A 20510-nucleotide genomic window follows, 5' to 3' on the forward strand; every position below is an offset into this window, starting at 1 on the left:
GGCAGCGTTAGAGCAACATCAGAATAATCAAAGAAAGGAGTTTTAAATGGCAACATTTCAAGAACTAGCAAGAGACTATGCCAAACGGATTAGGGAAGCTCTTGCTTCTGATGGCTTCACCAGTCGTTCGAGAATATCTCCTCAAGACCTCCGGCACTCAAGAACCCTGCAAGAAGCAAAAAGTATTAAGCGTGAAATTGATGACTTGATCTACACGCAGAGCAAGAATCCGCTGAGCGATGATGATAAGCGGAAGATAATCGAGCAAATCGATGAAGAGCTCGGTTTACCGAGAAAAATCCAGAAAGGCTATAACATTGTCGAGTCTGCCAGCAACGACGATTTGTCTGACCTTGCCGATGAAATAGAAAATGTCTTGGGCGGCAAGAAATAATGGATGCGGGTGACTACATAGCGCTCGGTAGTGCTGGCATTGCATTAGTTAGTATGGCTGTCACGATCTATTTTTCGTCAAAAGCTTCTAGTGCAAGTCAAGAATCTCTGCGCAATGCGAATAAAGCTAACAATATTGCGATCGGTCAAACTGAAACATCTTTGCGGGAGCAGATTATGAACGCTCGAAATCGCATGGAAGACTGTGGATTCAAGATTCAGGATTTTCTTAAGGGGCGAAAGAAAGATGATTTGAGTGAGGAGGAGCTTCCTCATTTGGAGTTTCTTGAAAGCACTTGGAGATCATCTACTGAAAGCTATTTAAACAGCTACGAGGATGCTTGCGGAAAGTATCTCGACAACAAAACAGATAAAGAAAGGTTTAAGAAAGCCTATATTAATGAAGTGAAGAATATTTGCGACCCCAAGAGAACTTCTTTTGAGCGATTGATGCACCCTGAAGCCACTTCTAATTTTGAAGCTATCTGGAAAGTGTATAGAGAATGGCATCGACACGAGAAATAGCTCTAACAATAAAAGTCACAGCGACAGCTTTTTCGTTGCGGCTATCGCCTCCACTACAAAGCTGCGCGTGCTTTAGGCGTTAAACATAGGTGAAGTTATGAAGGCTGAGGCCCAATATAACAAGATCGTTGTAATCGAATCTCTTCCTGAAGGAGAGATGAAAACAGGCAAGAGCTTGTTCGATGATCAGTTAATGCATATCAATGCAAGGTTTCCTCAGCTTTCAGCCGAACTAGTTCAAGTAGATAATTCTGAGCAATTTCTGAACTGTTTAAGAAAACTCACGGAAGAGGTTATTCGGGACGCAATCATTCCGGTACTCCACATCGAATGTCACGGGAGTACCGATGGTCTGGTCATGGCAGACGGGGTTGTTCTCTCTTGGGCCGAACTCAAGTCTGAACTTATCAAGCTCAATCTTGCAACACGACTTAATCTTCTTGTGGTCGTAGGTGCATGCAACGGTGCCTATCTGATAGACACTGCCACACAAGTTGATGCCGCTCCGTTTTTTGCTGTGGTCGGATCAGAGACCGAGTTGGATGCAGGAACTATTAAAGATGCTTTTGGCAATTTTTACTCGGAACTTTTTGCTAGCCAAGATGGCGACAAAGCCATAGATGCTATGAATAGCAAAATAAGCAATGATGATCAGAAGTTTAGATTTTTAGGTGCTCGGGCATTTTTTTCAGAAGCTTTCAAGAAATATTATCAAGATTATTGTCGTGGGAAGGGAAAAAGGAAAAGAATCGAATATCTTACGAGCAGAGTTCTTCAAAACCCCAATGTTGCAAGGCATGGGATAAAGTGGGCAAGAACCCAAGTCAAAAAAGTTCTATCTAATCCAGAAGACGACTTTGAGTTCTTCCGAAATCGATATTTCTTTGTAGATCAACTCCCCGAAATTCTTGACCGGCTCCCGATCAGCTATGAAGAGGCCATTGGGCAAGAGAATGCTTAACCAGCGAATTAAGCCGACCAATTCACTCGCTGCCGCTCCCAAATTGGCGGTTTATTCGAAGCGTTAGAAGAATAGGAGTGCGAGTGCAGCTCACTGATCTATCAGTCAAAGAGCTTTTGCAGTTGCAGGTATCTGCGACCAATGAGCTGAAAGCCAGAGGGGTAGTCAGAACTCAGAACAACCCACTTGGCGATTATACGGAGTGGCTAGTGGCGAGGGCTTTAAACCTTGAACTTCAAGCAAACTCCAAAGCGGGATATGACGGTGTAGGTAAAGATGGTCTGCGCGTTCAGATAAAAGGCCGTCGTGTTACACCCACAAATAATTCACGCCAGCTTAGTGCAATCAGAAAATACGCCGAGAAAGATTTCGACGTGCTTGCAGCAGTGATTTACGACGAGCGTTTTAACATCATTGAGGCATTGTTGATCCCACACGAGGTTGTGGGAGAGTATGCTTCATACCGTAAACATGTGAATGCTCACATTTTGATCCTTAAAGGGCCCATTTTAATTGACCCAAGGGTTCAATCTATCAAGGAAGCCGTGTGCAGCTAACCAGACCATTCAAGGCGACGCCTACTTCATTGCGGCTTTGCCTACATTCCGCAGCCGCGCATGCCGGCTGGCGTTATGTTTCTGTTTCACACTGCATGGAAATTTCCGAATGAAGAAAGAAACGCCTATTGTCAGGCTATTTTTCGCCAAGATGAAGCCTGCGTTTTTCCAGCTTTCTGAGGAAGAACAAAGACAATTCATGGTTCGTGATCGGGCTAATCTTGATGCTCTGGGAATGAAGGCGATCTCGATGATCGACTGTACAATAAGTGATAGTGAATGGGACTACATTGGAGTTGAACGGTGGCCATCCGTGAAGGCGTTGGAAGAGCGAGAAAAATTTGAGACTGATGAGCTCCACATTTCTCAGTATGTGGACTACAAGGTCGAATTTGGCGCTGAGCAGTCCTTCGAAGAATATGGCAAACCGCAGTGAACATAACCAGGGGTGCAGCCGACCGAGTTTCTGCTGCCGTCCCAAACCGGCGGCTGAGCCCAGGCGTTATGTGTTACTTCCAAGGAGTAAGTTCTTTTGCCTGAATTGAAAACCGTTGGCCTTTTCCTCGTTACCGCGTTGGCAGAAATTGTCGGCTGTTATTTACCTTACCTTTGGCTTCGCGAGGGCAAAACGATCTGGCTTCTGGTGCCAGGTGCGCTGAGTCTCGCGGCGTTTGCGTGGTTGCTGTCACTGCACCCTACCGCTGCCGGCAGGGTCTATGCGGCGTATGGTGGCGTGTATATCTTCATGGCAATACTCTGGCTATGGGCCGTCGACGGTATTCGTCCAACCGCCTGGGACTTGATTGGTTCGGCCGTCGCCCTGATGGGCATGGCAATCATCATGTTTGCACCGCGCACCACATAACCAGGGCTTTTCCTCCGCATAAACATGTAAAAGTCGCCGTTTATGCGGGCGTTATGTGTACCTGCAGGATGTCTGGCGGTAATGGCTTACTGGTGGCTGAACGCCTGGCAGGTCAAGAGCTATAAAAATGCTCTCCCCGCCTCAGAATCTGGTGATATATTAATCAAATCCAGCCAAATCCCATTCTGGTGGTAGTGAGACCAAGCGTGCCGACAGGATGCGTGTTTCCTGCTGTCAGCCCCGCCTGCCACTTGTGATCTCCTTTGCGTTAGCCCGATGGGCGATGGTTCCCGAACCATGCCGGCCGTCGATGTGTGCGAACGGCGACCGTTATTGAGGAGAGATGCCATGAAACCTGCTCTTGTTCCGTTCCGCCCTGCCCGGTCCATCGGCTTGTCGGCACTGCTGGTTCTTTCGGGCGCTGCGATCGCCGCCGAACCCCAGGTTTTTACGGGGGAACCCGTAGTGGTCGGAAACGGCTCCGCGCGCGTGGTTTTGGCGCTAAACGCCGAGAACGAGCCTGAATCCGTAACGGTACTAATGACCAGGGACGCCCTGGAAGGGCTGCCGGAAGCCAGCGCCGAGCAACAAGTTTGGGAGTTCTCATTACCCATGCCGGATGGCGCCCCGATGACGGGATACGACCATGTCGTTCTTGACTGGAATCCAGCCGGGCACCCTCCCGAGGGCGTTTACGACCTGCCCCATTTTGATGTGCATTTCTACCTGATCGGAACGGACGAGCAGGAGGCGATCACGTTCCACGGCGAGGGCCGTGAACTGGCGATGGCGGCACCGGATCCTCAACTCGTGCCCGAGGGCTATGTGATCCCGCCTGATGCCGCTGTCGAGAGAATGGGGATGCACGGCCTGGATCCGGCCGGTGCCGAATTCCAGGGGGAAGCGTTCAGCCACAACTTCATTTACGGTTACTACAAGGGTGAGTTGATGTTTGTGGAACCGATGGTGTCCCTGGCTTACCTCCAGTCACTGCCGGAGATGTCGTCACCGGTTAAAAAGCCACAGCGATACAGCTATCCGGGCTGGTATCCGGGGACTTACCAGATCGGTTACGACGCCGGCAAAGGCGAGTACCGGATCGCGATCCGGGATTTGCAGAGGTTTGAGTGAAGCAAAGCGCCTTAACGAAGGAGGAGATGGGGCTGAAGAAGAAAGCCCGGCACTTTGCGAGTGGAATCCAACAAACCCCGGCCTAATGCAGGGGTTTGTTGGTTATGTACCGCGCCTCTGCGCACCGTGCGGTGACACATCCTCGATACCGGGTGGAACTTAACGTGCTTTTGAGATGTCTGAATATCGTAAGCCCACGGCGCGTGGGCGTCGGTTAGTAGTCCGACTTTGCTTGATTGATCAGAGAGGGCTACAAGATGAAAAGAATAATGAATGTACTGCTTCTGGCTGCCGTCGTTAATGGGCTGGCAGCCTGCGCGGCGTTTCGCGAACCGACCTACGGTGAGCAGATTGAGGACGAAGGCATGGCGTTGAGGGAAGTCGGAGCTCAGTGGTCAAAGGGCGAGTCGTTGGTGGAAAAGGGCGAGGAGCGGATCAGGAGTGGTCAGGAACGGATTCGTGAGGGCGAACGCATGGTCGAGGAAGGACGCGAGATGACCCGCGAGGGTACCGAGCTCATGCGCGCTTCCAAACTTCGCTACGAAGAGGGCGGTGGCGATTCCGCGTACTGATTCTTGTTTCCTGAACCAGGGTGATGTCGTCACCGGTTAAAAAGCCACAGCAGTACAGCTATCCGGGATTTGCAGAGGTTTGATTGAAGCAAAGCGCATTAACGACGATCGAAAGCAAAAACCCCGGTCTTGGCCGGGGTTTTTGCTTCGCGTTATGAGTCGGGCGCCAATCAGGCCTTCCGACGCAACCGCCGCCAGATGGCCAACGGGGCCAGCAATCCCAGGACAACCCCGAAGGAGCCACCGCCGCCGGAGGAGGTACTATCCGCAATGACGGTATCATCTCCGGCTGGAGAGGAGTCGCTCCCGTCGTTTGAGGAGTTGCTTTCTCCACCAGAAGAACTGTCCCCTTCAGCGGACACCACTGTAAGCACGAAGCTTGTATCTGCCGAAAGGCCATAGAAATCCGTCACTTTGACGGTGACCGCGTAGTCACCCACAACCTCTACCGAACCGGAAATCACGCCACTGGTCTCATCAATAACGACACCCTCCGGCTCGCCGTCGATCGCGTAACTTAGCTGGTAGCCCTCCGGATCGCTGAATGCTGAGCTTGCATCAACAGAGAAAGGCACTCCCTCGGTTACTTCAAGAGCGTCTATAGCGGAGGCAACCGGCGACAGATTACCCGATTCCACAGCACCAATATCTACCACCCCATTGATGATACGGGCACTGCCTCGCTGGTCCGCTACTGGCCCATCGACAATATTGGGATCTCCGGCATCTCGAAGCGGCGAATCCGTCGCGGGGTAACGAGTGAGTGTATAGCCTCCGTTATCCGCCAGTTCCCCTAAACCGGGATCCGCTTCGTTCAGGATGTTGGAGGCATCTGCTGATGGCGGGTTACAGCTGGTATCGTTGTTCGTTGTGTCGTCCCAGAAGCTGTAATAAAGGTTTGGCTGTACTGACACCGAGGTTTCGCTAACACAGATATTGCCCGTACCAACTCCAGCCTGAGTGTTGCCCGCAATCACCGTGTGAGAAATTTCAATACCAGCAGAATTGTCAGCATACAAAGCGGCCGCGTTATAGGTCTGATCACCCGTCACCTGATTGTTGGTAATGGTGCTGTGGCGCACGGAAACCGGAGTTCCATTGATGTTGAAAAAGTGCATGGCACCGCCACCGTATGCCGAGATATTGCCGTCCATGGTGGAAGATACAACTTCAGCTATCAGGTCCGTCCCTGCGCCATAAAATCCGGCGCCGGCTCCCGCTGCCGTATTACCCGACAGAGTAGATCGCACAAGAGAAACACTAACAGGATCGCCAGTAGGCGAGTCAGCATACACCGCGCCCCCCAGCCCCAAAGTACTTTCCGAAGAGCTGATAACAGCCTGGTTTCCATCAAATGTGGAATCCTCGACCGTTACCGTACCACCACGACCACTGCGACCAATGTACAGGGCACCACCGTAATTGTTGGCCGTGTTATTCACGAAGCTGGAGCGCCGAATCAATACCCCGGTTGAGCGATCCACGGCGACGGCACCACCATGGGCCTCAGCATTAAAGCCGGTGCCAAACTCGTTCGACGCCGCAACCACATGATTGTCCTCAAAAACCGTGTCTTCTATCAGCAGGGTTTCACCAGTGCTTTGATAAATAGCGCCGCCGTAGTTTCGGGCCTGGTTGCCGCGAAACTCTGACCGACGGATGGTTGTGGTGCCCACACCGAACTCACCGGCTGTGCTGATGGCACCGCCAGCGATGCCACTATTGCTGTCGGTTAAGGTCTGGTTATTTTCGAAAACAGAGTCTTCGATGGTTAAGTCCGCATCCCAGGATTCGATCGCGCCGCCACGGGCGCCAGCTCGATTACCCGAGAAAAGACTGTTGCGAATTTCAGCCACGCCACGATTGTGTATTGCACCGCCATTTCCGGTGACGCTATTGTCAGAGAACTTACTATCGCTGATCATTAACTGGCCGGCGTTTTTGATTACGCCACCACCACCACGCCAATCACTGGAATCAATTCCTTCGAACTCGGTATTCTCGAGATTCAGCGAGCCACTACCCGTACCCACCTGAATCAAAGAGACTTCACGGGTAAGGTCTGGGCTGGGAACGAAACGGAGGTTACGCAAACTAAGCGATGCGTTTTCCTGAACATTCGCATACTGGTACTGCCCAGCAGCGATGGTTGCCAAGCCAGTGGAGGGGCCAGTAATCGTCAGAGACTTGGTCGCCAGTACAATATTGGTGGTGTCCCAGCTCAGCGTTTCGCTCGCCAGCGACTCATCAATGGTGATAGAACCACACAAATTGGTTTCAACGAGCGCTTCTTCAAAGGTGGTCAGATCCGGCGAGTTTCCGGGATCAGAAACCGCATTCACCACCACATCCGCACACCCAAACGCCATCTGCGCATTCGCCAATGCAATCATTGCGACCAGCGGCTTCAGTACCGGCTTGGCCTTGCTGAGGTCAGTCATTGCTTGTCCCTAATGCTATTGGTTTATCGTCCTGATTCCTGACCAGCCGCTTCAGTAAATCGCCTGTTCCACTGGCAATCGTAAGAAAGGTAGGCTTAGAATCCTTTATTCGCAGGGCAAATATTACCCCGCTTTTTTATTCCTATTTTGTGAAACAATGTGAAATTGTCATGAAAGCTGAGAACCGTCACCATTTCGGTGTCCCCATTCTTGAAGTCCAGCTTCCAGAAGTGCGAGCCCGGTCCGAAGAGATTCGACAGTATTTGGAGAAAATGCGGGACGAAGATACCGATGGTATCCAGCGCTCTAACCAGCGCGGATGGCATTCCGGTGACTCCCTGCATCAATCGAAAGAGCCGGTCATGCAGTGGCTGACGGAGCAAATCTTTCAGGTGGGCAGCCGGCTGGCACTGCACGCCGAGCGCAAGCCACCGGAAACGGAGATTTTCCTGTCGTCACTCTGGGCAAACATCAACGATTTCGGTGCCTGGAACGCGCCCCACGCCCACCTGCCCTGCGAGTGGAGCGGCTGCCTGTATATTGATGTCGATGAGAACCCGACCGAAGAAAATGCGGGCATATGCCCGGGCGATATCATGTTCTTTGACCCGATCCCGGTGGGTGCGCCCTACCGCCCGGCACCCACGGTTAGCTATACCCCGAAGATCGGCACCATGTATGTGTTTCCGGGTTACCTGCTGCACATGGTCGCGCCCCACTACAACGAACGCTCCCGCATCAGCATGGCGTTCAACTTTCGGTTCGGAGAAAACCTGACCCAAATTGCCCGCTGACCCGGGACCAGAGAACAGCCACCAGTGCCCCCATAATGAAGCCAAGATGGTGGGCCTGGTGGACCACCCGGAAGTCATGCATCGGCTCGCTGCCCACAACGGGCCACCCCGACGCATCGCCCACCAGTTTGATCACCACGAGCGCCAGCCCAGCGAGAGCGAGCCAACGGTGAGTGCTGATCATAAACACCGAGCCGGCCGCAAAGAGGCCATACAAAACGCCGGAAAAGCCTCTGTACCAGAGGGGATCGGGGTAAAAGAGAAACAGCCCGCCGGTCACGGCCAGGCCACAAGCCAGCGTCACCACCAGCCACTTGAGTTGAGACAGCGCACTGCCGAACCACCAGGCCATCAGCCACAGCCCGGCCAGATTAAATAGCAGGTGGGAGCCGTCAATGTGAGCCAGGTTGGCAGTCAGTAGCCGCCACAACTGCCCCTGCCCGATAAGCGCCCGGTGGTATTCAAGCCACTGATCAACAGGCAACAGCCAGACCAGCACGATCAAGGCACTGATTGAGATGGGAACCAGAGGCAGGTTTCGAAACATGGACAGCAAGAACAGCACCCTTGAATTCATTCAGGTGCCATCATATATCGATCACCCGCCGCCGGTCAGGCTTACCGTGAGTGCAATTCAAGAAGTGTGTACCAGCGCCGCATCAAAACCATTTTGAGCAAGCCGTTGAGCCTGATTGTCCGTCATGCCCAAATCCTTCCGCAATGCCTCGAAGTTTTCCGTCATGTAGCCCCCGAAGTAGGCAGGGTCGTCGGAATTGACGGTCACCTTCAGCCCGTCCTCCAGCAGGTCCAGGATCGGGTGCTGCTTGAGGCTGTCGTATACCTTCAGGCGGATGTTGGACAGCGGACAAACCGTGAGCGGAATCTGGTCCTTGCGCAGGCGTTCGATCAGGGCCGGGTCTTCGGTTGCGCGAACACCATGATCGACCCGCACGACACCGAGTTCGTCCAGCGCCTGCCAGATGTACTCGGGCGGGCCTTCCTCACCGGCGTGGGCCACGGGAAGCAGGCCCAGTTCACGAGCCCGGGCGAACACGTGCTTGAACTTGGAGGGCGGGTGGCCCATTTCACTGCTGTCGAGCCCCACCCCGATAAAGTGGTCCCTAAATGGCAGCGCCGCATCCAGGGTTCGCTCGGCCTCATCCTCGCTGAGGTGCCGCAGAAAGCACAGGATCAGTCCATAACTCAGCCCCCACTCGGCATTCGCCTCTTTCAGGGCCCGGGTGATTCCGTTTACCACCGTCGCCATATCAACGCCCCTGTCCGTGTGGGTCTGGGGATCGAAGAATGGCTCAACATGGGTCACGTTCTGCGCGCGGCACTTCTCAAGGTAGGCACGGGTCAGGTCGTAGAAGTCCTCTTCCTGCAAAAGGACCTGCGCGCCACTGTAATACAGGTCCAGGAAGTCCTGAAGGTTGCCAAAATCATAGGCCTTGCGCAGGGCCTCGACACTGCCATAGCGAAGCTTGATGCCATTGCGTTCAGCAAGACGGAACATCAGCTCCGGCTCGAGGCTGCCTTCCAGATGAATATGCAGTTCGGCTTTTTTCAGGGCGTTAAGGTCAAGAAACATAGCGGTCACTGTCACTTTCGGAGGGTGTGATTTCACCTTAGCTGATTATCCTTCTCGCAGCCTCGAACGGAACGAAGAAAATATGGGTATTGACACCCAACGTCCCTTCGTGATGTTATCGCCGTTAACATTGTTATCAGCGTTAACTCTATGAGCCAGACAACCACAACCCGGCCAGCGCCTTACCACCACGGCGACCTTCGGCAAGAGGCCCATCAACAGGCCTTGGAGATCGTTCGTGAGCATGGCGATACCGCCATCAGTCTCCGCGCCCTCGCCAAGCAGCTGGGGGTCAGCGCACCGGCCCTCTACCGGCATTTCATTGATCGCGAAAGTCTGCTCGCCGAGCTCGCGGTCACCGGTTTCGAGGCGCTGCGCGAGCGACTGCTGGCGATAGACTCATCCAACCCGCGGCAGGCATTGATTGATATCGGCCTGGTGTACGTATCCTTTGCCCAGGACGAACCCAACCTGTATCGGCTGATGTTTGGCGGGCGGGTGTTGCCCCGGGGCATTCATCCGCGCCTGGACGCAGCCGGAAAGGGCGCTTTCCAGGTACTGGAAGACACCATCGCCCGGGCTCAGCACGTCGGTTACCTGAAGCCTATGCCGCTGACACTGATGACGGCCGCGGCCTGGTCGCTGGTGCATGGGCTGTCCCAACTCACGATCGATGGCCATTTACCGGTGGCCGAGGCGGAACCGCAATTGGCTGAGGGGGTCCTCACCCTCCTGCTGGACGGTTCCAGAAACAGCGCCCAACAATAAACACGCAAGGACCCGCACTATGAGCAGCCCCAAACCCAGCACCATCCGAGTCGGTCGCCGTTATCGCGCCAATCGCCTCGATGGCCCCTACGACGCCATTGTCATCGGCTCAGGCATTGGCGGCCTCACCGCCGCAGCCTGCATGAGCAAGCTCGGCAAGAAAGTGGTGGTGTTCGAGCAGCACTACACGGCCGGCGGATTCACCCACAGTTACGATCGCAATGGCTACGAATGGGATGTGGGCGTGCACTACATCGGCGACATGGGCGCGGACCACACCCTGAGCAAGCGGCTGTTCGACCACATCACCGATGGCCAGCTGAAGTGGGCCCCGATGGACGACCATTACGACCGGATCTTTCTCGGCGACCGCCACGTCGATCTGGTGGCCGGGCCGGACGCCTTCAAGGCGGAACTGAAGCAGGCGTTCCCCGGCGAGGAACAGGCCATCGACACCTACCTGGGTTACCTGCGCCAGGTTGCCAAGGCCATGCCCGGCTTGGTGGTGGGCAAGGTGTTACCGGACCTTGCTGCCGGCCCCTTACGGAAACTGGTCGGCAAGGCCGCACCGGACTTCCTCAACAAGCCGACCCGGGAAGTGCTGGAAAGCCTGACCAGCAACCAGGAGCTGATTGCCGTGCTGGCGGGACAGTGGGGCGACAACGGCCTGCCACCGGCTGAATCCAGCTTCATCATCCACGCCCTGATCGCCCGGCACTACCTGTATGGCGGTTACTACCCCATTGGTGGGGCGTCGGAGATGGCGAAGACCATCATTCCGGTCATCCAGCACGGTGGCGGGGAAGTGTTCACCTACGCGGATGTCACGGAAATCCTGATCGACAAGGGCAAGGCCGTGGGCGTTCGCATGGCGGATGGCGAAGAGGTGCGGGCGCCACTGGTGATCAGCAACGCCGGCGTGTTCAATACCTTCGGAAAGCTGCTGCCGGACTCGGCGCCGGAGAAAGACTACTACCAGCAGAAGCTGCAAACGGTCGAGCGCTCCATGGCCAGCAATTGCCTGTACATCGGCCTGAAGGATACGGCGGAGAACCTGAAACTGCCCAGGACCAACTACTGGATTTACCCCGGCCCGGACTACGAGAAAAACCTCAGCGATTTCATGGCCTCACCCGAGACCGCCGACATTCCGCTGACCTACATCTCCTTCCCCTCGGCCAAGGACCCGAGCTTTGAAGAGCGCTATCCCGGACGCGCGACCATCGAAATCGTCGCTCCCGGACCCTACGAGTGGTACGCGCAGTGGGCCGACAAACCCTGGGGCAAGCGGGGTGAGGATTACGAGGCCGAGAAAGAGGCCTATGCCCAGCGTCTGCTGAAGAAACTGTACGAGAAATTCCCGCACCTGGAAGGCAAGGTGGATTACTACGAGTTGTCGACGCCCCTGTCCACCGACTACTTCTGCCGCTACAGCGCGGGCGAGATCTATGGTCTCAACCACACTCCGGACCGTTTCGAGCAGGACTGGCTGAAGCCGAAGACCCGCATTCCCGGCCTCTACCTGACTGGTCAGGATGTGATGACCTGCGGCGTGGTAGGCGCCATGATCGGCGGCCTGCTGACCACCATTGCCGTCAGTGGCCTGAAAGGACTGCCACTGGCCAAGAGGATGTTTGTCGGCTAGGAGGCTCGTGACCGCCGGTCCCGCAACGACTGGATCCATTTGTAGAAAACCGGGACAAGGAGTGTACCGAGGATGGTCGCCATCACCATGCCGCTCAGCACGGTAATACCGAGGCTGATGCGGCTGGCCGCCCCTGCCCCGCTGGCCAGCACCAGCGGCAGCACGCCGAGCACGAAAGACAACGCCGTCATCAGCACCGCCCGGAAACGCAGGACGGCGGCCTTGTTGGCGGCTTCTTCGGCACTCAGCCCCGACTGCCTGAGCTGCATGGCGAATTCCACGATCAGGATCGCGGTCTTGGTCGACAGCCCCACCAGCAGGACCAGCCCGACCTGGGCGTAGATGTTGTTGGCAAGGCCCACCAGCCAGAGCCCCGCCAGGGCACCAAAGATGGCCATGGGCACGGCGCCGATGACCGCAATCGGAAGACTCCAGCTTTCATACTGGGCCACCAGGAACAGGTAGACGAAGACGATGGCCAGCAGGAAGATGACCACGGCCAGGTTCCCGGCCTGGATTTCCTGCAGACTCTGCCCCGCCCAGCTGAATTCGTACCCCTGTGGCAGGCTCGACGCGAGCGCCTCCATTGTGCCGATGGCATCGCCACTGGCAAAGCCGGCGGCGGCCTCGCCGGATATCGTCACCGACCGTTTCAGGTTGAAATGCTGGATGCTGGAGGGCCCGAGTACCGGCCGCAATGAAGCCAGCGTGGTCAGGGGCACCATGTCCCCGTCACGGTTGCGAACGTAATAGAAGGACAGGTCCTCAGGCCGCTGCCGGAACTCCCCCTCCGCCTGCAACAGCACCCGGTAGTTCTTGCCGAAGCGGGTAAAGTCGTTCACATACAGCGACCCCAATTGGGTCTGCAGGGTCGAGAAAATATCCGACAACTGGATGCCCAGCGCCTTGGCCTTGTTGCGGTCCACTTCCAACAGGTACTGGGGAATATTCGCGCGATAGGTGCTGTAAACCCGCGAAAGCTCATTGCGCTGGTTGGCCTCGAAGATGAGGCCGTTCATCACCTGCGCCAGTTCAGACACATCCCGCCCAAGGTTATCCTGCAGCCGGAAATCGAAGCCCGATGAGGTTCCCAGACCTGGGATCGGGGGCGGGTTGAACACCATGACCTGGGCCTCGGAGACCGCCCAGAGCCCCGAATACAGACGGGGCACGATCGCCCGGAGCCCGAGCTCCGGGGCCTCACGTTCTTCCCAGTCCTTGAGCATCGCGATGCCGAGACCGTTGTTGGAGCCGCTGCCACCCAGCAGAGAAAACCCGGAGACCGAAATGAAATCGGTTACGGCGGGATCCTCCAGCACCATGTCGGTTACCTTGGCCAGCACCGCATCGGTCCGCTCCAGGGACGATGCATCCGGCAGCTGCACGTCGACAAACAGGAAGCCCTGATCCTCCGGCGGCACGAACGCCGATGGTACCGACTTGAACAGGCCCACCGTGCCCGCAAGAACCACAACCAGCGCGACACCCACCAGGGCACTCTTGCGCAGCAGGCGGCCGACCACCTTCGAATAGCCCCGCGTGCCCAGCGTAATCGCCTTTTCAAAAGGCCGGAGCCAGCGAATGGACTGATTGCCCCCGCCCAGCAGCGAGACACAGAGCGCGGGGCTCAGCGTCAGGGCATTCACGGACGAGATGATCACAGCCACGGAAATGGTCACCGAGAACTGCTGATATAGCTTGCCGGTAATGCCAGGCATAAAGCCCACGGGCACGAACACCGCCAGCAGCACCAGAGTGGTTGCGATCACCGGCCCGGTTACTTCCTCCATGGCCTTGGTGACCGCGTCCCGTATCGGCAACTGCTCTTCCTGCAGAATGCGCTCGACATTCTCAATGACCACGATGGCGTCGTCGACCACGATCCCGATCGCCAGCACCAGGCCGAACAGAGTGATGGTGTTGATGGAGTAGCCGAACACCGCCATCACGGCGAAGGTACCAATCAGGGAGACGGGAATCGCGATGGATGGGATGAGCGTGGCCCGCCAGTTCTGCAGAAACAGGAAGACCACCAGGATCACCAGGCCGACTGCCTGAAAGAGCGTGACGATGACTTCGTCAATGGACCGGGTAATGAATTCCGTGGTGTCGTACAGGATGGCGTGGGAGACACCGTCCGGGAAGGTGGTGGCCGCCTCATTCACCACCTGCTTCACCTGCTCCGCGACATCCAGGGCATTAGCGTCCGGTAGCTGGTAGATCACCACGAAGGCGGTATCCTGATTGTTCAGTTTCGCAGTGGATGTGTAGGAGCGGGACCCCAGCTCTATTCGCCCGACATCCCGCAGCCGCAGGAAACCGCCACCCGGCCTCGCCCGGATAATCATCTGGCCGAATTCCTCGGGGTCCGACAGCCGCTCCTTGCTCTGGATGGTGTAGACAAACTGCTGCCCCTCGGGCACCGGGGCCTGCCCCAGCTTGCCCGCCGCCACGATCTGGTTCTGCTCCTGGATCGCAGCGGCCACCTCGGTCACCGTGACATCCAGTGAGGCCATGCGCCGGGGATCAAGCCAGATCCGCATGCTGTAGTCCTTGGCGCCCATGACCTCCGCTGACGCCACGCCGGGGACCCGTCCCAGGGTTTCCACCAGGTTATTGGAGGCGTAGTTGCTGAGGAAAATGCCGTCCAGGTCCGGCCGCTCGGACGTCAGGTTGATCCCCAGCAACATGTTGCCGGACTGCTTGCTGACTACCACGCCCTGTCGCCGGACCTCATCGGGCAGAAAGGGTTCCGCCAGCGCAACCCGGTTCTGAACGTTGACCTGGGCGATATCCGTGTCGGTGCCGCTCTCGAAGGTCAGCGTGATGGTCGCCGTGCCTTCGCTCGAGGCCGTGGACTCGATGTAGATCATGTCCTCCACGCCGTTGAGCTGCTGCTCGATGGGGCGGGTCACGGCCTCTTCCACCACTTGGGCACTGGCGCCCGGCAACGTGGCGGTCACCTGGATCTGCGGCGGCGCCATGTCCGGGTACATATTGACGGGGAGTAGCCGCAGCGCCAGCAAGCCTGCCAGGGTAATGAGAATCGAGATGACAAACGCGAATTTCGGACGCTGGATGAAGACGCTGCTGATCATTGTTCAGCCTCTTCGGTCTCCCTGAGCGCGCCGGTTTGCGGATCGATCCATTTCTGGACCGGATTCACGGTGATTCCCGACCGGACCTTCTGCAGTCCCTCCACGATCACCCGGTCTCCGGCCTCCAGGCCACTTTCCACCACCATCATCGCGCCCCGCCGGGGGCCGGTTGTCACAAAGCGCTGGGCAACCTGCTGCTCGTCGCTCACCAACAGCACGAACTTGCCCTCAATGGTCTCCTGGATCGCCATCTGGGGGACGAGAGCCTGAACTTCACCAGACTGGCCTTCAATCAACAGGGTCACATACAAACCGGGGAGCAGGATCGCGCCCGGATTCGGGAAAACGGCGCGCATGGCTACCGTGCCGGTGCTGTTGTCGGTCCGGACATCGGCAAAATCCAGAACCCCGTTCTGGCCATAGCTTTCACCATCAGGCAGTGTGAGTGACAACGACAACTGACTGGCAATGTCCCGCGTCGAGCCGGAGTTGGCCCGGCGGTACGAGACATAATCCGCCTCATTAACCTCGAACTGAACGTAGATGGGATCGGTGACCAACACTTCGGTGATCGGCCCGCTCGAGGGATTCACCACCGCACCCACGTCAAAGTTGAGCTTGCCGATCCAGCCATCAAAAGGCGCGCGGATTTCTGCGTAATCGAGATTGGTTCTGGCTTTGTCTACCGCAGCTTCCGCCGACTGAAGCTGGCTCTGGGCGGCATTGAACCGATCCTTCAGCTTATCCAGGTCCGCATCGGACAGAAATCCCTTGCCGGCCACCTCCTCGCCGCGCCGGAGGTTCTTGGTGGCCGATTCCACCTCTGCCCTGGCGGCAGCCAACTCCGCCTCCGCCTGTTTGAGACTGGCGCTGGCCGTGGTGTCCTCGAGACGGAACAGCACCTGGCCCCGGCGCCCTCCTCAAACAGAATCTCGCGGATTTCGGCTTCAATACGAGCGGTGATGTCGGCTTTCGCGGAGGCGGCGGTTCTCGCCACGAATTCACGGGAAGGCCGCACTTCCGAATCCTCGACCACCACCACGGATACTGACGGCGGCTCGGCCTGCGGTGGCTCGGAGGGCTCAGAGCATCCCACAATCAGGCTCAAGGCCAGGACAAAAACCGGAAGATGCTGAACGCGTTCCTTTCGAGCAAAAGAGCTGGACATCGATTCCCTTCCCTCTTTGATGCAGTCACATGCCGCGAGAACTCACAGAATTACCCCTAGATTAGTCGATAGACCCGAAAAAGCGTGGATGTTGGGATAAGACGCCAGTTTTATCTGGCCTGAGGAAACATCGTCCAGTTCACTTCCGGCTTTCATCCATGTTTTTCAGGTACCACCTGCCCTCGTCATTCCGGCAAATCTGCAGATCCTGGTGCCTTAGCAGTTGACCTTTCCTGAAACTATTGAGCGCGACCATCCGGCAGGATTCGCCGCCCTCGAACGAATCCGAAACCAATTCAAATCGACCAGTGATCGAACCATCGGAGGTCACAAACTCCTCCGAATTGCCAACCTCTGCCGTATTCAGAAAGGTCTGCAGCCGACTCTCAAGCCTGGCGCGATCTTCGTCCGACAGCCTGACGTCCGAAGGTACCAACATCTGGGCCGCATTTCCGAGCAGGTTGATTGGTGCCTTGATTATGCCGGTAATGACGTTGGTAAACGTTTTTTCGCCGGCACTGGAGGCAATCTCGTTCGCATCCGCCACTATCTTTTCGACCCGGTCGAGGGTCGGGGGAATGGTCCGGCGGATATTCTGGCTTTCCTCCAGCACGGACGGAATGATGGCCCTGTAGGCTTCGAGTTCCGCGAGGACTTGGGGCATGAGGGACCTAACTGCGGCCACCTCAGAGCGAATATTTATCGATTCCTGCCTCAACAGGTCTGCCTGTTGGATAACCTGGGGCAGAGTGTTCCGGATCGCCTCGGATTCCTTCAACACGGAGGGCACCAGCAATCGAACCGCCTCCGTTTCTTTGAGGGCATCCCGGGCCAGGAATCTCAATTGTTCCGACTCGTTGAGAAATTCCGGCGCCAGCTCAACCGCGGGCTTAAGCGACTCGGCAATCCCGGATGCCTTTTGAAGGCCCTCGGATATCCGGTCGGCGCTTCGGAGCACGGCGTAGCCAAAATAGAAAATAGACGCCGCCAGCACCAGTATGCTCAGCGTTCGAAAGGATTCGGATAACGTCTTCACGGAGCGGCCTCCCCGACCCTGGGGCCCCACAAGAGGTATGAAAAGATTAGACCAGCCGTTGCCGGGCGTCCACGACCTGAAAACGCCCCCAAACTTGGCCTGCCGGCTGATCAAAGATGACTATACTCATTGGAATCGGCAGGGAGCGGACAAAAAATGAGCTACCAGGCATGGTTGGACTCACTTTCAATCGGGGAAATCTTTATCGTTTTCGTGCTGGGTGGCGCCGTGATTGCCGAGTGCGGCTACCGGATCGGTCGCTGGTGGCAGTTTCGTACTCCCGGAAACAAGGAGGGCCCCACCCAAATGCTCGTCGGTTCGCTCCTTGGCCTGCTTGCCTTCCTGCTTGCGGTCACCATGGGCATGGCCTCGGATCGTTTCGACACCCGCCGGGGCATGATTGTTACCGAAGCGAACATGATCGGAACCGCCTATCTGCGGGCCGGCTTCCTGCCTGACGCGGAGGCTGCGAAAAGCCGGAGCCTGCTTCGTGAATACGCCCCACTCCGGGTCCTTGCGGACCACCCGCAGGATGTTCCGCAAAGGATCGCGCGGTCACTGGAACTGCACGAGGAACTCTGGACCATTGCCGAGACACTTGCCCATTCAATGCCCGAATCCGTGGTTCTGTCACTCTATATTGATGCGCTGAACGAGATGATAGACATACATGAATCACGGGTGACAGCCGGTATCTACGGGCGGCTCCCCGCGACTATCTTTATACTCCTGCTGATCAGTTCGGTGCTGACCCTCAGCATGGTCGGTTACAGTGCCGGCCTGACCGGTCGCCGCAGCCCACCCACCGCTGTCGTGATGATTGTTGTGCTGGGCGCCGTTATTACCCTGCTCCTCGATCTAGACCGCGGCCGTGGCGGTTTGATCACCATAAACCAGCAACCACTGATTGATCTGCAGCAGAGCATGGATGCCGATTTCGAGAGGAATACACTCCAGGACGACTGACAGGCACCGGAATTCCCATAAAAAAAGCCGCTACGAATAGCGGCTTTCCCGGTGGTCGGAGCCCAGCTCCTAGCCCAGATTCTTCTTCACAAACTTCTGGATCTCGCCAACGATACCACTGCGGAACGCGAGCACCGTAAGAATGAAGATTCCGCCGAGGATCGGATCAACCCAATCCCTCAACGCGCCCTGGGACAGCTGGTACTCGACGTTCACCACAAAGGTGGCGCCAACCACAGGCCCGAGCAATGTTCCCATACCACCGACCAGGGTCATCAGGATCACTTCACCCGACATGTGCCAATGGGCATCGTTCAGCGACGCCAACTGGAACACCACCGATTTCATTGACCCGGCCAGGCCCGCCAGGGCGGCAGAGATCACAAAGGCCAGCACCTTGTAACGGTTCACGTTGTAGCCCAGAGATATGGCGCGGGGCTCGTTCTGCTTGATCGACTTGAGTACCTGACCGTAAGGACTGCTGACAATGCGTTGAACCAGCAGGTAACACCCGAGGAAAACCGCCAGCACGAAGTAGTACATGTTCAGGTTGTTCTCGAGGTTGATCAGGCCGAACAGGTGGCCACGGGGGATGCCGTGCATGCCATCCTCGCCGCCGGTGAACTCCGACTGCACGAAGAAGAAGAACACCAGTTGGGCCAGCGCCAGGGTGACCATGGCGAAGTAGATGCCCTGACGACGGATCGACAGCAGGGCAAACGCCAGGCCCAGCAAGGTGGCAAGGGCCGTACCCGCGAGAATCCCCATTTCTGTGGTCAGACCGGAAAAGTTACTCAGCAGGTACCCGGTGGTGTACCCCCCGGTTGCCAGGAACGCCGCGTGGCCGAAGGACAGCAGGCCAGTGAAGCCGAATAGAAGGTTGAAGGCCACCGCGAACAGCGCGAAGCACAGGATCTTCATCAGGAAGACCGGGTACATGACAAACGGCGCCGCCACCAGAAGCAGGACCAGTACGCCATTGAGCATCATTTTCTTGCGATCTTCGATCTTCTGCTGTTCCAGAATAGCTTTTTGAATGTCGGCCGGATTGAATGACTGGCTCATGGTTACGCCTCCTTACCAAACAGGCCTGCAGGCCGGAACATCAGAACCACCACCATGACCAGGAAGATCACCGCGGACGAGGCAGGCGGATAGAAGGTTTTCGTGAGCCCTTCGATAACCCCCATCAGGATACCGGTAATGATCGCGCCCCCGATGGAGCCCATGCCGCCGATGACGACAACCGCAAACACGGTAATCAGGATGTGGGAGCCCATTACTGGCGTGACCGAGTAGATCGGTGCCGCCAGAACCCCGGCGAACGCAGCCAGCATGACGCCAAAACCGTATGTGAGGCTCACCAGCAGCGGCACGTTGATCCCGAAGCCCTGCATGAGCTGGGCGTCTTCGGTGCCCGCACGCAGGTAGGCACCAAGCTTGGTCTTTTCAATCATGAACCAGGTGCCAAAGCAGACCAGCAGGGCAATCACGATGACCCAGGCCCGATAATACGGCAGGAACATGAAGCCGAGGTTCATCCCGCCCTTGAACAGGTCCGGCATGGAGTAGCGCATGCCGGACACACCGTAGATGTTGGTCAGCACGCCCTGAATCAGCAGGGCAATACCGAAGGTCAGCAACAGACTGTAGATATGATCCTGGCCCGCTATGCGGCGGAGCAGGAAATACTCGATGATCACCCCGACCACACCAACCAGTAGTGGCGCCAGGAGCAGCGCGACCCAGTAGTTGACCCCCAGAACGTCGAACAGGATGACGGTGGCCATTGCACCGAGCATGTACATCGCCCCGTGGGCAAAGTTAATAATCTTGAGCAGACCGAAAATAACCGCCAACCCGAGACTCAACAGCGCGTAGAAAGCGCCGTTAATGACCCCGATCAGAAGCTGACCAGACAGCACCGCAAGGGGGACATCGAAAATCATGGACATGTTGCTAACTCCAAAAGCAGCGCGGACGGTTTACCTGACACCGT

Annotated in this window: 20 protein-coding genes; 12 read left to right on the forward strand and 8 right to left on the reverse strand. The window is 56.6% G+C overall.

The features are described 5' to 3' along the window. Positions 1-46: 46 nt before the first annotated feature. The 8 genes from QQF73_RS15970 (at position 47) to QQF73_RS16005 (ending at position 5004) form a co-directional block, all read left to right on the forward strand. Positions 47-394: a hypothetical protein gene (locus QQF73_RS15970; RefSeq protein WP_285368814.1), complete on the forward strand. Its 348-nt coding sequence runs from the start codon at positions 47-49 to the stop codon at positions 392-394. Beyond that, entirely contained in the window at positions 394-918 is a 525-nt protein-coding gene (locus QQF73_RS15975) for a hypothetical protein (protein WP_285368815.1), read from the forward strand. Before QQF73_RS15970 ends, QQF73_RS15975 begins: the two co-directional genes overlap by 1 nt. Positions 919-1015: 97 nt before the next feature. Continuing rightward, complete coding sequence (locus QQF73_RS15980) at positions 1016-1879, forward strand: CHAT domain-containing protein (protein ID WP_285368817.1); 864 nt, start codon at positions 1016-1018, stop codon at positions 1877-1879. Between the two features lie 83 nt (positions 1880-1962). After that, on the forward strand, positions 1963-2436 hold the full coding sequence (locus QQF73_RS15985) for a DUF6998 domain-containing protein (protein WP_285368819.1): 474 nt from the start codon (positions 1963-1965) through the stop codon (positions 2434-2436). Positions 2437-2545: 109 nt separating this feature from the next. Beyond that, positions 2546-2872, forward strand: coding sequence for a hypothetical protein (locus QQF73_RS15990; RefSeq protein WP_285368821.1), 327 nt, complete (start codon positions 2546-2548; stop codon positions 2870-2872). A gap of 96 nt (positions 2873-2968) precedes the next feature. Continuing rightward, positions 2969-3301 carry a YnfA family protein gene (locus QQF73_RS15995; protein WP_285368822.1) on the forward strand — a complete coding sequence of 111 codons (333 nt, stop codon included), beginning with the start codon at positions 2969-2971 and terminating at the stop codon, positions 3299-3301. 348 nt (positions 3302-3649) lie between these two features. Then, a complete protein-coding gene (locus tag QQF73_RS16000; protein ID WP_285368823.1) occupies positions 3650-4432 on the forward strand; it encodes a DUF5602 domain-containing protein in 783 nt (260 codons plus the stop codon). A 269-nt stretch (positions 4433-4701) separates the two neighbouring features. Continuing rightward, a complete protein-coding gene (locus QQF73_RS16005) occupies positions 4702-5004 on the forward strand; it encodes a hypothetical protein (protein ID WP_219868344.1) in 303 nt (100 codons plus the stop codon). A 170-nt stretch (positions 5005-5174) separates the two neighbouring features. Here the strand turns inward: QQF73_RS16005 and QQF73_RS16010 are convergent, their stop codons facing one another. After that, entirely contained in the window at positions 5175-7445 is a 2271-nt protein-coding gene (locus QQF73_RS16010; protein WP_285368826.1) for a choice-of-anchor Q domain-containing protein, read from the reverse strand. Between the two features lie 170 nt (positions 7446-7615). On the opposite strand from QQF73_RS16010, the gene QQF73_RS16015 reads away from it, so the two are divergent. Then, positions 7616-8239 (forward strand): TIGR02466 family protein, encoded by a 624-nt coding sequence (locus tag QQF73_RS16015; RefSeq protein ID WP_285368827.1) that lies wholly within the window; start codon positions 7616-7618, stop codon positions 8237-8239. Here QQF73_RS16015 and rrtA read toward each other — a convergent pair. Together rrtA and QQF73_RS16025 are read right to left on the reverse strand one after the other, a co-directional pair. Next, positions 8196-8816: a rhombosortase gene (gene rrtA / locus QQF73_RS16020; RefSeq protein WP_285368828.1), complete on the reverse strand. Its 621-nt coding sequence runs from the start codon at positions 8814-8816 to the stop codon at positions 8196-8198. The genes QQF73_RS16015 and rrtA overlap by 44 nt on opposite strands. Positions 8817-8873: 57 nt before the next feature. Beyond that, on the reverse strand, positions 8874-9830 hold the full coding sequence (locus tag QQF73_RS16025; protein ID WP_285368829.1) for an adenosine deaminase: 957 nt from the start codon (positions 9828-9830) through the stop codon (positions 8874-8876). 150 nt (positions 9831-9980) lie between these two features. On the opposite strand from QQF73_RS16025, the gene QQF73_RS16030 reads away from it, so the two are divergent. Further along, positions 9981-10598 carry a TetR/AcrR family transcriptional regulator gene (locus QQF73_RS16030; protein ID WP_285368830.1) on the forward strand — a complete coding sequence of 206 codons (618 nt, stop codon included), beginning with the start codon at positions 9981-9983 and terminating at the stop codon, positions 10596-10598. Between the two features lie 19 nt (positions 10599-10617). Next, complete coding sequence (locus QQF73_RS16035) at positions 10618-12243, forward strand: phytoene desaturase family protein (RefSeq protein ID WP_285368831.1); 1626 nt, start codon at positions 10618-10620, stop codon at positions 12241-12243. Here QQF73_RS16035 and QQF73_RS16040 read toward each other — a convergent pair. The 3 genes from QQF73_RS16040 to QQF73_RS16050 form a co-directional block, all read right to left on the reverse strand. Beyond that, positions 12240-15341, reverse strand: coding sequence for an efflux RND transporter permease subunit (locus QQF73_RS16040; RefSeq protein ID WP_285368832.1), 3102 nt, complete (start codon positions 15339-15341; stop codon positions 12240-12242). The two genes, QQF73_RS16035 and QQF73_RS16040, sit on opposite strands and share 4 nt — an antisense overlap. Then, positions 15338-16243: an efflux RND transporter periplasmic adaptor subunit gene (locus QQF73_RS16045; protein WP_285368833.1), complete on the reverse strand. Its 906-nt coding sequence runs from the start codon at positions 16241-16243 to the stop codon at positions 15338-15340. Before QQF73_RS16045 ends, QQF73_RS16040 begins: the two co-directional genes overlap by 4 nt. A 405-nt stretch (positions 16244-16648) precedes the next feature. Further along, entirely contained in the window at positions 16649-17545 is an 897-nt protein-coding gene (locus QQF73_RS16050) for a hypothetical protein (protein ID WP_285368834.1), read from the reverse strand. 156 nt (positions 17546-17701) lie between these two features. On the opposite strand from QQF73_RS16050, the gene QQF73_RS16055 reads away from it, so the two are divergent. Continuing rightward, positions 17702-18511, forward strand: a complete 810-nt coding sequence (locus QQF73_RS16055) for a bestrophin-like domain (RefSeq protein ID WP_219868354.1) — start codon at positions 17702-17704, stop codon at positions 18509-18511. A gap of 69 nt (positions 18512-18580) precedes the next feature. Here the strand turns inward: QQF73_RS16055 and QQF73_RS16060 are convergent, their stop codons facing one another. Further along, positions 18581-19576, reverse strand: coding sequence for a branched-chain amino acid ABC transporter permease (locus QQF73_RS16060; protein ID WP_218637394.1), 996 nt, complete (start codon positions 19574-19576; stop codon positions 18581-18583). Between the two features lie 2 nt (positions 19577-19578). Then, positions 19579-20466, reverse strand: a complete 888-nt coding sequence (locus QQF73_RS16065; protein WP_219868355.1) for a branched-chain amino acid ABC transporter permease — start codon at positions 20464-20466, stop codon at positions 19579-19581. Positions 20467-20510: the final 44 nt, after the last annotated feature.

The sequence above is a fragment of the Marinobacter albus genome (assembly GCF_030238305.1).
GTDB classification, from domain to species: Bacteria; Pseudomonadota; Gammaproteobacteria; order Pseudomonadales; family Oleiphilaceae; genus Marinobacter; species Marinobacter albus.

What these genes read in the sequence shown, in the direction of transcription:
- QQF73_RS15970 (WP_285368814.1), top strand. Translation starts at nt 47, where the DNA reads ATGGCAACATTTCAAGAACTAGCAAGAGACTATGCCAAACGGATTAGG.
- QQF73_RS15975 (WP_285368815.1), top strand. Translation starts at nt 394, where the DNA reads ATGGATGCGGGTGACTACATAGCGCTCGGTAGTGCTGGCATTGCATTA.
- QQF73_RS15980 (WP_285368817.1), top strand. Translation starts at nt 1,016, where the DNA reads ATGAAGGCTGAGGCCCAATATAACAAGATCGTTGTAATCGAATCTCTT.
- QQF73_RS15990 (WP_285368821.1), top strand. Translation starts at nt 2,546, where the DNA reads ATGAAGAAAGAAACGCCTATTGTCAGGCTATTTTTCGCCAAGATGAAG.
- QQF73_RS16000 (WP_285368823.1), top strand. Translation starts at nt 3,650, where the DNA reads ATGAAACCTGCTCTTGTTCCGTTCCGCCCTGCCCGGTCCATCGGCTTG.
- QQF73_RS16005 (WP_219868344.1), top strand. Translation starts at nt 4,702, where the DNA reads ATGAATGTACTGCTTCTGGCTGCCGTCGTTAATGGGCTGGCAGCCTGC.
- QQF73_RS16010 (WP_285368826.1), bottom strand. Translation starts at nt 7,445, where the DNA reads ATGACTGACCTCAGCAAGGCCAAGCCGGTACTGAAGCCGCTGGTCGCA.
- QQF73_RS16015 (WP_285368827.1), top strand. Translation starts at nt 7,616, where the DNA reads ATGAAAGCTGAGAACCGTCACCATTTCGGTGTCCCCATTCTTGAAGTC.
- rrtA (WP_285368828.1), bottom strand. Translation starts at nt 8,816, where the DNA reads ATGAATTCAAGGGTGCTGTTCTTGCTGTCCATGTTTCGAAACCTGCCT.
- QQF73_RS16025 (WP_285368829.1), bottom strand. Translation starts at nt 9,830, where the DNA reads ATGTTTCTTGACCTTAACGCCCTGAAAAAAGCCGAACTGCATATTCAT.
- QQF73_RS16030 (WP_285368830.1), top strand. Translation starts at nt 9,981, where the DNA reads ATGAGCCAGACAACCACAACCCGGCCAGCGCCTTACCACCACGGCGAC.
- QQF73_RS16035 (WP_285368831.1), top strand. Translation starts at nt 10,618, where the DNA reads ATGAGCAGCCCCAAACCCAGCACCATCCGAGTCGGTCGCCGTTATCGC.
- QQF73_RS16040 (WP_285368832.1), bottom strand. Translation starts at nt 15,341, where the DNA reads ATGATCAGCAGCGTCTTCATCCAGCGTCCGAAATTCGCGTTTGTCATC.
- QQF73_RS16055 (WP_219868354.1), top strand. Translation starts at nt 17,702, where the DNA reads ATGAGCTACCAGGCATGGTTGGACTCACTTTCAATCGGGGAAATCTTT.
- QQF73_RS16060 (WP_218637394.1), bottom strand. Translation starts at nt 19,576, where the DNA reads ATGAGCCAGTCATTCAATCCGGCCGACATTCAAAAAGCTATTCTGGAA.
- QQF73_RS16065 (WP_219868355.1), bottom strand. Translation starts at nt 20,466, where the DNA reads ATGTCCATGATTTTCGATGTCCCCCTTGCGGTGCTGTCTGGTCAGCTT.